The sequence below is a fragment of the Pseudomonas sp. G3-39 genome, assembly GCF_054790485.1.
In genome coordinates this window covers 3,981,548-3,992,982 of record NZ_CP186497.1, presented here as the reverse complement: position 1 = coordinate 3,992,982, position 11,435 = coordinate 3,981,548, and the positions used below count along the sequence as shown (strand labels likewise).

Genomic DNA, 11,435 nt, shown 5'->3' with positions numbered 1-11,435 from the left:
GACTTCGATCAGTCCGGAATCGCTTCAGGGGCTTGCCGTGGGGCGGGCGCCGTCAGGGACGTGATCTTGATCAGCAGCGCCAGGTGGCCGTTGTCGAGATAGTTGAGCTGGCCGTTTTTGGTGTGACTGTCCTGTTTCAGGTGTTCGCTGGCAGTGACCATGCCGTTGGCGTCGATCTGGTTGACCCAGAAGTCGGCGTTCACGTCGGTAAAGCGCCCGAGTTTCATTTCCAGCGTGCCCTCGATCGGGAACTGGCCGAACTGTTCCTTGCCGTCGCTGACGGCCACCTTGGTCGGCGCTTCGCCGAGGGTCTGCTGCCAGGCCTTGTGCATCAGCACACTGTAATCACCGCTGGCGGTGAGTTTGCTGGCAACGTCGCCGAGCGCAGGTGTGCGCAGGCTGTCATCACCCAGGCGTTGAGCGCCGGCGGCCCAGTCTTCCGGGGCGGCGCGGCTGACGATAGCCGGCACGGCGTTCTGGCGCACCAGAATCATTTCGACCTGATACAGGTCATCGGCGAAAACCGAAGGGGCTACCAAGGCAAGTAGCAAAGTCAGTGAGCGAAACAGGCGCATGCGGCGTCCTTCAAACAGTTTTCGGGAGGAGGCGCTCGAACAGCGCCTCTACAGTATTAAAGCGCTCTTCCGGGCGTTCCATCGGCACCTGGAACTTGAACATCGTGGCGCCTTCGAATTTGTAGCGTTTTGGCTGAGTCTGGATCAGTTTGATCAAGGTCATCGGGTCGACCGGCGTCTGCGCGGCGAACTCGATGCGTCCACCCTGCGGGCCACCGTCGACTTTCTTGATGCCCAGCTGTTCGGCCTGCAACTTCAGCGCAGTGATGCGCACCAGATTCTTGGTCGGCTCCGGCAGCAGGCCGAAACGATCGATCATCTCCACTTGCAGATCCTTCAGGCCTTCCTCGTCGGTGGCCGAAGCGATGCGCTTGTACAGAATCAGGCGGGCGTGAACGTCCGGCAGATAGTCTTCCGGAATCAGCGCAGGCACGCGCAGGTTGACCTCCGGGCCACCGCCGAGCGGTTGATCGAGATTCGGTTGCTCGCCCTTGCGGATCGACTTCACCGCGCGCTCGAGCATTTCCATGTACAACGTAAAACCCACGGCCTGAATTTGCCCGCTCTGGCCATCGCCCAGCAGTTCGCCGGCGCCACGGATTTCCAGATCGTTGGTTGCCAGCACGAATCCGGCGCCCAGATCCTGGGTGTTGGCAATCGCTTCCAGACGCTTTTCAGCATCCGAAGTGATTTGCTGGCGCGGTGGGGTCAGCAGGTACGCGTAAGCCTGGTGGTGACTGCGGCCGACACGTCCGCGCAGCTGGTGCAATTGCGCCAGACCGAACTTGTCGGCGCGCTCGATGATGATGGTGTTGGCGCTCGGCACGTCGATGCCGGTCTCGATGATGGTCGAGGCGATCAGCACGTTGAAGCGCTTGTGATAGAAGTCGCTCATCACCTGTTCGAGTTCGCGTTCACGCATCTGTCCGTGGCCGATGCCGATCCGCGCTTCCGGCACCAGTTCGGCGAGATCCGCCGCGCACTTCTCGATTGTTTTGACGTCGTTGTGCAGGTAGTAAACCTGACCGCCGCGCAGCAGTTCACGCAGCAGAGCCTCTTTGACCGTGCTCTTGTTCTGCTCCATGACGAAGGTGCGCACCGACAGGCGGCGCGCCGGCGGCGTGGCGATGATCGACAGATCACGCATGCCCGACACCGCCATGTTCAGCGTGCGCGGAATCGGCGTGGCGGTCAGGGTGAGAATGTCGACTTCGCTGCGCAGGGCCTTGAGCTGTTCTTTCTGCCGCACACCGAAACGGTGTTCTTCGTCGATGATCACCAGACCCAGGTTTTTGATCTTCACGTCGTCGGACAGCAGCTTGTGCGTGCCGATGACGATGTCGATCTTGCCTTCCGCCAGATCGGCAATCGCCGCGTTGACTTCCTTGGCCGACTTGAAGCGACTCATCACTTCCACGGTCACCGGCCAGTCGGCGAAGCGGTCGCGGAAGCTGTTGTAGTGTTGCTGGGCGAGCAGGGTGGTCGGCACCAGAATCGCTACCTGACGCCCGCCGTGCACGGCGATGAACGCGGCGCGCATCGCCACTTCGGTCTTGCCGAAACCGACGTCGCCGCAGACCAGACGATCCATCGGCTTTGGCGCGAGCATGTCTTCGCGCACCGCTTCGATGGTCGCTTGCTGGTCCGGCGTTTCTTCGAACGGGAAACCGGCGCTGAAGGTCGCGTAATCGGCTTTCGGGTCGGCAAACGCGTAGCCTTCGCGGGCGGCACGACGGGCATAGATGTCGAGCAGCTCAGCGGCGACATCGCGCACCTGTTCGGCGGCTTTGCGCTTGGCTTTCTGCCAGGTCTCGGAGCCGAGGCGGTGCAGCGGCGCCAGTGAGTCATCGCTGCCGGTGTAACGCGCGATCAGATGCAGGTTGGCCACCGGCACGTAGAGCTTGGCGTTCTCCGCATATTCCAGAGTGAGGAATTCGGCCGCCTGGTTGTCGATTTCCAGAATCGTCAGGCCCAGATAACGCCCGACACCGTGGTCAATGTGCACCACCGGCGCGCCTTCGCGCAGTTCGGTAAGGTTTTTGATCACTGCATCGTTGTTGGCGTCGGCGCGTTTTTCCCGGCGACGACGCTGCATGACGCGCTGACCGAACAACGGGCTCTCCGCCACCAGCGCCAGCGCCGGGTCATCGAGCATCAAGCCTTCGTCGAGCGGCGCGATGGTGATCGCCAGGCGATCCTTGCTCGAAACGAAGTCCGGCCAGCTGTCGACGGTTTTCGGCCGCAGCTTCAGCCGTTCCAGCAGCTCCAGCAGGACTTCACGCCGGCCCGCGGATTCGGCGGTGAACAGCACGCGTCCGGGGAATTCGTCGAGGAATGTCGAGAGCGCCGCCAGTGGTTGTGTGGCCTTGGCTTCGATCGCCAGGTTTGGCAGTGCCTGCGCCGGGAAGCGCTCGCGACCGGCACCGGATTCGACGTCCTGCTGACTGGCAACGACCCGTGGCCAGCTCTTGAGGCGGGCGAAGCAGTCTTCCACCGGCAGGAACAATTCCGCAGGCGGCAATAGAGGGCGCGATGGATCGACGCGGCGCTCTTCGTAGCGATTGCGCACGTCGTTCCAGAAGTTTTCTGCCGCTTGTTCGATACCCGGCAGCGAGAACACTTGAGTGTCCTGCGGCAGGTAATCGAACAGTGTCGAGGTTTCATCGAAGAACAGCGGCAGGTAGTACTCGATACCGGCCGGGGTGATGCCGCTGCTCAAGTCCTGGAAGATCGGGCAGCGTCGGAAGTCGACATCAAAACGCTCGCGAAAGCGCGCCTTGAAGCGGGTGACCGCATCTTTCTGCAGCGGGAACTCTCGGGCCGGCAGCAGCTTGACCGAATCGACTTTGTCGATGGAGCGCTGGTTTTCCGGATCGAAGGTGCGCAGGGTTTCGATTTCGTCGTCGAACAGGTCGATGCGATAGGGCAGTTTGCTGCCCATCGGGAACAGGTCGATCAGCGCGCCGCGCACGGTGAACTCGCCGTGCTCGTAGACCGTATCGACGTAGCGATAGCCGCTGGCCTCAAGCCGCGAGCGCATCTGTTCGACATCGAGCTTCTGCCCGACATCCAGCACCAGGCTGCTGCCGAGCAGGAACTTGGTCGGCGCCAGGCGGTGCAGGGCGGTGGTGATCGGCACCACCAGCACGCCGTGCGCCAGTTCCGGCAGTCTATAAAGGCTGGCGATACGCTGGGAGATGATGTCCTGGTGCGGCGAGAACAGATCGTACGGCAGGGTTTCCCAGTCGGGGAAATGCAGCACGGGCAAATCCGGGGCGAAGAAACTCAGCTCCTGTTCCAGCCGTTCGGCACTCTGGCTGTCGGCGGTCAGTAGCAGGGTGAAGCGCTTGGCAGCGCTGGCAGCCTCGGCAATCGCGAGGCTGAGGGCAGCACCGGGCAGGTTGCCCCAATGCTGTTTACCTGCCGCGGCAGGGAGAAGCGGTAGACGCAGAACGGGCACGGAAGGTTGAGCTCCAGGCTTTGCGACAAAGTCGGTAATTGTAGCGGCGTCAGGTGCCGGCTGTCAGTTGCAGACTGCGTCTATCTTCGCGGTTTGCGCAAAATGTAGTGGTAACCATAAAAACGAGCACTTTTTTAGTGGTTATGTAGTGCCGAAATCGACTGGTGTTGCGGAGGGTTACAGACATCGTCTAACAGTCGTCGAAAAATTGACTGCGCTGGAAGCCCCGGTTTTACTGGGCTGGCGCGGGGCGTAATTTTTTTGAACGGAATTTTGTTACCGATTGCGCGACAAGCGCGCATTGCTACAAGAGGTTCTCGGCGGCATAATGTAGCCCCTTTTTTCTGCCCCTACATGTGGAAGGTTCCCGTGACTCAGAAGCCCGACCAGTGTCTTGGTGAATGGATCGACCGTGAAGCACTCGCAGAAGCGATGATTCCGCTTATCGGTCAGCTCTACCGCAATAACAACGTGGTGAGCTCGATCTATGGCCGCAGCCTGATCAACCAGTCTGTCATCGCGATTCTCAAAGCTCACCGCTTTGCTCGCCACCGTTCCTCCGACGATAGCGAACTCTCCGTCCACGAAACATTCCCTCTGCTGAAAGCCATGAGCGAGCTCAAGCTCGGCGCGGCTTCGGTAGACCTGGGCAAGTTGGCGTTCAAATTCCGCAGCGAAGGCAATGGCCGCAGCGCCGAGCAGTTCGTGCGTGAAGAACTGGCTGACGTGGTTGGTCAGCAAAACGCTTCGGCCCGCAAAGGCACTGACGTTGTGCTGTACGGCTTCGGTCGTATCGGCCGTCTGCTGGCGCGCATCCTGATCGAGAAAACCGGTGGTGGCGACGGTCTGCGTCTGCGTGCCATCGTCGTGCGCAAAGGCGCCGAAAACGACCTGACCAAGCGCGCCAGCCTGCTGCGTCGCGATTCGGTACACGGCCCGTTCAACGGCACCATCGTCATCGACGAAGAAAACAACACCATCACCGCCAACGGTAACCTGATCCAGGTGATCTACGCGAAGAACCCGACCGAGGTGGATTACACCCAGTACGGCATCAAAGACGCGCTGCTGGTGGACAACACCGGTGTATGGCGTGACGCCGATGGCCTGGGTCAGCACCTGCAATGCCCGGGTGTGGCTCGCGTTGTTCTGACCGCGCCTGGCAAAGGCAAGCTGAAGAACATCGTTCACGGTATCAACCACAACGAAATCACCGCTGACGACAAGATCGTGTCCGCCGCTTCCTGCACCACCAACGCCATCGTGCCGGTGCTGAAGGCTGTGAATGACAAGTTCGGCATCATCAACGGTCACGTCGAAACCGTTCACTCGTACACCAACGACCAGAACCTGATCGACAACTTCCACAAGGGCGATCGCCGTGGCCGTAGCGCCGCGCTGAACATGGTGATCACCGAAACCGGTGCTGCCACCGCCGCTGCCAAGGCCCTGCCTGAGCTGGCCGGCAAGCTGACCGGTAACGCGATCCGCGTTCCGACGCCAAACGTGTCGATGGCCATTCTCAACCTGAACCTTGAGAAAGCCGCCAGCCGTGAAGAGATGAACGAGTACCTGCGCTACATGGCGCTGCACTCCGATCTGCACAAGCAAATCGACTTCGTCAACTCGCAGGAAGTGGTGTCCACTGACTTCGTGGGTTCGCGTCACGCCGGTGTGGTCGATGCTGAAGCAACCATCGTTCAGGACAACCGCGTTGTGCTGTACGTCTGGTACGACAACGAGTTCGGCTACAGCTGCCAGGTGGTTCGCGTGATGGAAGACATGGCTGATGTAAATCCGCCAGCGTTCCCGCGCTAAGCCTTCGCTGCAAATGAAAACGCCCCGACTTAGGTCGGGGCGTTTTTTTATGCCTGCTGAATCTTTATTGCCTGTACCGGCCTCTTCGGGAGCAAGCCCCCTCCCACAGGTTTGGCGGTGTTCACACAATCATGTTGGCACCACCGGACCTTGTGGGAGGGGGCTTGCTCCCGAAGGCGTTTTATCGGGCGCCGCCTGCCACAGGCGCTTGCGCAGTCCGCAGCTCATGCTTATTGCCACGGAACAGCACCAGCGTCGCAATCAACCCCAGTACCGCCGCACCGCTGAGCCAGATCCCCGGCGCAGCCTTGTTGTCCAGCACATGGATCAGATAAGTACAGGCTGCCGGCGTGAAGCCACCAAAGGTCGCCGTCGCCAGGCTATAGGCCAGCGAGAATCCGGTGGTGCGCACTTCCACCGGCATGATTTCGGTCAGAGCCACGACCATCGCGCCGTTGTACGAACCGTACAGGAACGACAGCCACAGTTCGACGATCAGCAGATGACTGAAGCTCGGGTTCGCCACCAGCCACGACAGCGCCGGATAGGCGGTCAGGATCGCCAGAATGGTCGCCGCCAGCAGTAGGGGTTTGCGCCCGATCTTGTCGGACACCGCGCCCATCACCGGCAGCCAGAAGAAGTTCGACAGACCGATGCACACGGTCACCAGCAGCGCGTCGAAATCCGACAGATGCAGTTCAGCCTTGCCGAAGGTCGGGGTGTAGGCGGTGATCAGGTAGAACGACACCGTGGTCATCACCACCAGCGCCATGCCGGCGATGACGATGCCAAAGTTCTGACCGATCGAGCGGACGATTTCCCGCAGGGTAGGGCGATGTTTGCGCGCCTGGAATTCCGGAGTTTCCTCCAGCGAACGACGAATGACGAAGATCACCGGAACGATCATGCAGCCGATCAGGAACGGCACACGCCAGCCCCAGTCACCCATCTGTTCCGGGCTTAGCCAGTGATTGAGGCCCACCCCGAGCAGGCCGGCAAACACCACCGCCGCTTGCTGGCTGGCGGACTGCCAACTGACGAAAAAGCCCTTGCGGCCCGGCGTGGCGATTTCCGCCAGATAGACCGAAACACCGCCCAACTCGACGCCGGCCGAGAAGCCTTGCAGCAAGCGACCGAACAGCACGATCAACGGCGCTGCGACACCCAGAGTGGCATAGCCCGGCACGCAGGCGATCAGGATCGTACCGGCGGCCATCAACGCAAGGGTAATGATCAGGCCCTGGCGACGACCGTGACGGTCAATGTAGGCACCAAGGAAGATCGCGCCCAGTGGACGCATCAGGAAACCGGCACCGAAGGTGGCCAGGGACAGCATCAGGGAAGCGAAGGCGCTGTCGGCCGGGAAGAAGGTTTTGGCGATGGCCGTGGCGTAGAAGCCATAGACCATAAAGTCGAACATCTCGAGAAAATTGCCGCTGACAACGCGAAAAATCGCTTTGCCTTTGCCCGTGGTCGAGGACATTTTCAGTTACTCATTATTGGTTTCTTATGACGCGTTGCATCCGTTGGGGAGCGTGCGGGCCTTTGATCCATAATGGCCGGCGCGCTTTTATGGGGAGATGAAGAATTGTTCACTGGACGGTGGGTTTGGCTTGTGAGTGTGACGGTTGTCCTCGCTGCCTGTGGCAACGGTGAGTCCATGGAAAGCTTTGGGGGGCCGACCATGGGCAGCACGTATTCGATCAAGTACGTGCGGCACTCGGGTATTGCCGAACCGGCGCAAGTTCGCCGGGAAGTGGAGGCTATCCTCGCGAAAGTAGATCGGCAGATGTCGACCTATCGCAATGACTCCGACATCGAACGTTTCAATGCCTTGCCAGCGAACAGCTGTCAGACCATGCCGGCTGCCGTGCTCGAATTGGTCCGTGTCGGCGAGCAGCTGTCGGAGCAAAGCGAAGGTTCCTACGACCTGACTGTCGAACCGCTGATGAACCTGTGGGGGTTCGGCCCGCAAGGGCGTGAAGAGACAGTCCCCGACTCCGCCGCGCTGGCCGAAACCCTGCAGCGAGTCGGCTACCGCCATTTGCATATCGACGGCGACCGCTTGTGCAAGGACGCCGCTGTCGAAGTCGACTTCAACAGCATCGCCGCCGGTTACGCGGTCGACACCATCGCCGCCAGGCTCGAGTCGATGGGCATCCATGACTATCTCGCCGAAGCCACCGGTGAGCTAAAGGCCAAGGGCAAGAAGCTTGATGGCTCATCCTGGCGTATTGCGCTGGAAGAGCCGCGAGACGATCAACAGGTGGCCGAACGGATCATTCAGGTCGACGGCTACGGGGTTTCCACCTCCGGTGATTACCGTAACTATTTCCTGCAAGGTGGCCGGCGTTATTCCCACACCTTCGATGCGCGGAGCGGGGCGCCGGTCCTACACAGCCTGGCGTCAGTCACGGTAATTCATCCTTCAGCGTTGATGGCCGATGGACTATCGACGCTGTTGCTGATTCTCGGGCCTGAAAGGGCTTGGGACTATGCCGAAAAACACGACATTGGTGCATTCTTCGTGATTCGTGCCGATACAGGTTTTGTTATCCGCACCAGTGCAGCTTTCGAACGCCTCAGTGGCGCAAAAGTTGACTGAAAACAGTACGAAAGCTGGCGTTGTAGTGCAGGCAAAAGTAGCCTACGACGCGACCAAGGGTTAATGTGCGCGGCGTTGACGCTTCTATAGACTGTGTCCGGGTTCTTTACTGACCCCCAATTGTTCCTTCGCGCCACGATTCGGCGTGATTTAGCCGCAGGTGCTGCTGGCACCGCGGCCTGTTCTGAGGAGTACGCATGGCTGTCTACAACTACGACGTGGTGGTGTTGGGTTCCGGCCCAGCGGGAGAAGGCGCGGCAATGAACGCCGCCAAAGCAGGGCGCAAGGTGGCGATGGTCGACAGCCGTCGCCAGGTCGGCGGTAACTGCACCCACCTCGGTACCATCCCGTCCAAGGCCCTGCGTCACTCGGTGCGGCAGATCATGCAGTTCAACACCAACCCGATGTTCCGGGCGATCGGCGAGCCGCGCTGGTTCTCCTTCCCGGACGTGTTGAAAAGCGCTGAAAAGGTTATCTCCAAACAAGTCGCTTCGCGCACTGGCTACTACGCCCGTAACCGCGTCGACGTGTTCTTCGGCACCGGCAGCTTCGCCGACGAGCAAACCATCGAAGTGGTCTGCGCCAACGGTGTTGTCGAGAAGCTGGTGGCCAAGCACATCATCATCGCCACCGGTTCGCGCCCGTATCGTCCGGCGGACATCGATTTCAATCACCCGCGTATCTACGATAGCGATACCATCCTCAGCCTCGGCCACACCCCGCGCAAACTGATCGTTTACGGCGCCGGCGTGATCGGCTGTGAATACGCTTCGATCTTCAGCGGTCTGGGTGTATTGGTTGAACTTGTGGACAACCGTGGTCAGTTGCTGAGCTTCCTCGACTCGGAAATTTCCCAGGCGTTGAGCTATCACTTCAGCAACAACAACATCACCGTGCGCCACAACGAAGATTACGATCGTGTTGAAGGCGTCGATAACGGGGTTATCCTGCACCTGAAGTCCGGCAAGAAGATCAAGGCCGATGCCTTGCTCTGGTGCAACGGCCGTACCGGTAACACCGACCAGCTCGGTCTGGAAAACATCGGGGTCAAGGTCAACAGCCGTGGCCAGATCGAAGTCGACGAGGCTTACCGCACCTGCGTGCCGAACATCTACGGCGCCGGCGACGTGATCGGCTGGCCGAGCCTGGCCAGTGCCGCCCACGACCAGGGTCGTTCGGCTGCTGGCAGCATCGTTGATAACGGTAGCTGGCGCTTTGTGAATGACGTGCCGACCGGTATCTACACCATTCCGGAGATCAGCTCGATCGGCAAGAACGAGCAGGAGCTGACCCAGGCCAAGGTGCCGTACGAAGTCGGCAAGGCGTTCTTCAAGAGCATGGCGCGTGCGCAGATCGCCGGCGAGCCGCAAGGCATGCTGAAGATCCTGTTCCACCGTGAAACCCTGGAAGTGCTGGGCGTCCACTGCTTCGGTTATCAGGCGTCGGAGATCGTGCACATCGGTCAGGCGATTATGAGCCAGCCGGGCGAGTTGAACACCCTGAAGTATTTCGTCAACACCACGTTCAACTACCCGACCATGGCCGAAGCCTATCGGGTAGCAGCGTACGACGGCCTCAACCGGCTTTTTTGACGGGCTCCGGCCGGTGGCCTGAGCCGGCCGGGGAGACCGATTTCAGCAATTCTCAAGGGTGGCAGTGGCCAAACCGGGAAAGTCTGTAATCAGGCTGTCAACGCCGAAGTCGGCGAGTCTGCGCATCAGCGCAGGCTCGTTGACGGTCCACACCGAGACATGCAGCCCCTGACGCTGCGCCTTCTGCAGGCGTTCCGGCGTACACAGCGTCCAGTTCAAAGCCAGAATCTCACAGCCATAGCTGGCCGCGACCTTTAGCGGGTCGAGCCAGGCGTATTCGGCGACCAGTCCACGCGATACGTCCGGCACCAGGTCCAGCGCCGCTTTCAGCACTTCCCGTGAGCTCGAAGTGATGGTGACCTTGTCCAGCAAGCCATGACGCTGAGCCATTTCGCGAATCGCCAGTACGGTAGTCGCGGCGCGGGTGCGTGAAGCGCTTTTGACTTCCAGTTGCCAGTGCTCGAAATCACACTGCTCGAACAATTCTTCCAGGGTCGGAATCGGGCACGGTTTGATCCAGCCCGGGCCGCCCTTGCGCGCGTCGTAGGTCACCAGTTCAGCGGCGGTGTGTTCGACCACCTTGCCGCGCCGGTCGGTGGTGCGCTTGAGGGTCGGGTCGTGGATCACCATCAGCTCGCCGTCCTTGGACAGGTGCAGATCCAGTTCGCAACGGCGCACGCCGTGCTTGAGACATTCCTGAAAACTGGTCAGGGTATTTTCCGGTGCTTCGCCCTTGGCGCCGCGGTGGCCGTAGATGAGGGTCACGGTGCTTCCTTAATTTAAATGCCTGATTCGTTCTGTTCACGGGCCAGGCGTCGTTCCTGGGCCTGTTTCTGCAAGATATAGCGGGCGAGCAACTGGCGCTGGGCGTCGGTCAAGTGTTCGAACTCGGTGCCGACGTCGTAGCCGTCGCCCTTGCGGTCGCAATGGGTGACGCGGGCGCGCAGCAGCAGGCCCAATGCCTGCGGCATCAGCACCAGTTTGACCGACAGGTGTGCGCCAGTGGCCAGCGCGGTCGGGTGCTGAAAGTCGATCCCGCCTTCGGAGATGATCACCGGTTGCGGCTCGCCGATATGGCCGAGCACGGTCAGGGCGACCACCTGGCTGAGCAGGTCGACGCGTTTGTTCTGGGATTTGAGAAACGCGGCGATCGCCCGGTCGCGCTCGCTGATCTGGCGTAACAGGTGCTGCGACTCGAATTCGCTCAGGTGCAGTTCGCTGAGCAGGTTGAACAGCGGGGAAGCATCCTGCAACACTTCCTGGCCTGCGGCTTCGGGAGCGGACAGGGGCCGAATTTCCAGTGCGATCATGTCCTCGATACGGTAGTATTCGCGGCGATCTTCTTCATCTAATGTCGACATGGCGAACCCATGGTAGCGGCGGTG

8 protein-coding genes are annotated in these 11,435 nt (G+C 60.4%); 3 read left to right on the top strand and 5 right to left on the bottom strand.

Features of this window, described 5'->3' with window-relative positions; translation table 11 throughout:
• Positions 1-8: 8 nt before the first annotated feature.
• Both ACOYXG_RS17825 and mfd read right to left on the bottom strand, forming a co-directional pair.
• On the bottom strand, positions 9-575 hold the full coding sequence (locus ACOYXG_RS17825) for a CsiV family protein (RefSeq protein WP_097088556.1): 567 nt from the start codon (positions 573-575) through the stop codon (positions 9-11).
• Between the two features lie 10 nt (positions 576-585).
• The gene (mfd, locus tag ACOYXG_RS17820) at positions 586-4,035 is read right to left on the bottom strand and encodes a transcription-repair coupling factor (RefSeq protein ID WP_096797171.1); all 3,450 of its coding nucleotides are present in this window, start codon (positions 4,033-4,035) and stop codon (positions 586-588) included.
• 354 nt (positions 4,036-4,389) lie between these two features.
• On the opposite strand from mfd, the gene ACOYXG_RS17815 reads away from it, so the two are divergent.
• A complete protein-coding gene (locus ACOYXG_RS17815) occupies positions 4,390-5,853 on the top strand; it encodes a glyceraldehyde-3-phosphate dehydrogenase (RefSeq protein WP_095140040.1) in 1,464 nt (487 codons plus the stop codon).
• Between the two features lie 181 nt (positions 5,854-6,034).
• Here the strand turns inward: ACOYXG_RS17815 and tcuC are convergent, their stop codons facing one another.
• On the bottom strand, positions 6,035-7,336 hold the full coding sequence (gene tcuC / locus ACOYXG_RS17810) for an MFS transporter (RefSeq protein WP_330207084.1): 1,302 nt from the start codon (positions 7,334-7,336) through the stop codon (positions 6,035-6,037).
• Positions 7,337-7,408: 72 nt separating this feature from the next.
• Between tcuC and ACOYXG_RS17805 the strand changes: the two genes are divergently transcribed.
• Both ACOYXG_RS17805 and sthA read left to right on the top strand, forming a co-directional pair.
• Complete coding sequence (locus ACOYXG_RS17805; RefSeq protein WP_333989684.1) at positions 7,409-8,458, top strand: FAD:protein FMN transferase; 1,050 nt, start codon at positions 7,409-7,411, stop codon at positions 8,456-8,458.
• Between the two features lie 197 nt (positions 8,459-8,655).
• Positions 8,656-10,050: a Si-specific NAD(P)(+) transhydrogenase gene (gene sthA / locus ACOYXG_RS17800; protein WP_003226580.1), complete on the top strand. Its 1,395-nt coding sequence runs from the start codon at positions 8,656-8,658 to the stop codon at positions 10,048-10,050.
• A gap of 42 nt (positions 10,051-10,092) precedes the next feature.
• On the opposite strand, the gene ACOYXG_RS17795 is transcribed toward sthA, so the two are convergent.
• Together ACOYXG_RS17795 and ACOYXG_RS17790 are read right to left on the bottom strand one after the other, a co-directional pair.
• Positions 10,093-10,815 carry a glycerophosphodiester phosphodiesterase gene (locus tag ACOYXG_RS17795; RefSeq protein WP_047600122.1) on the bottom strand — a complete coding sequence of 241 codons (723 nt, stop codon included), beginning with the start codon at positions 10,813-10,815 and terminating at the stop codon, positions 10,093-10,095.
• A 14-nt stretch (positions 10,816-10,829) separates the two neighbouring features.
• On the bottom strand, positions 10,830-11,411 hold the full coding sequence (locus ACOYXG_RS17790; protein WP_460353141.1) for a PilZ domain-containing protein: 582 nt from the start codon (positions 11,409-11,411) through the stop codon (positions 10,830-10,832).
• Positions 11,412-11,435: the final 24 nt, after the last annotated feature.

Excerpts from the sequence above, each read along its gene's own strand:
- sthA (WP_003226580.1), top strand. The coding sequence starts at position 8,656 with ATGGCTGTCTACAACTACGACGTGGTGGTGTTGGGTTCCGGCCCAGCG.
- tcuC (WP_330207084.1), bottom strand. The coding sequence starts at position 7,336 with ATGTCCTCGACCACGGGCAAAGGCAAAGCGATTTTTCGCGTTGTCAGC.
- ACOYXG_RS17825 (WP_097088556.1), bottom strand. The coding sequence starts at position 575 with ATGCGCCTGTTTCGCTCACTGACTTTGCTACTTGCCTTGGTAGCCCCT.
- ACOYXG_RS17790 (WP_460353141.1), bottom strand. The coding sequence starts at position 11,411 with ATGTCGACATTAGATGAAGAAGATCGCCGCGAATACTACCGTATCGAG.
- ACOYXG_RS17805 (WP_333989684.1), top strand. The coding sequence starts at position 7,409 with ATGGCCGGCGCGCTTTTATGGGGAGATGAAGAATTGTTCACTGGACGG.
- ACOYXG_RS17815 (WP_095140040.1), top strand. The coding sequence starts at position 4,390 with ATGTGGAAGGTTCCCGTGACTCAGAAGCCCGACCAGTGTCTTGGTGAA.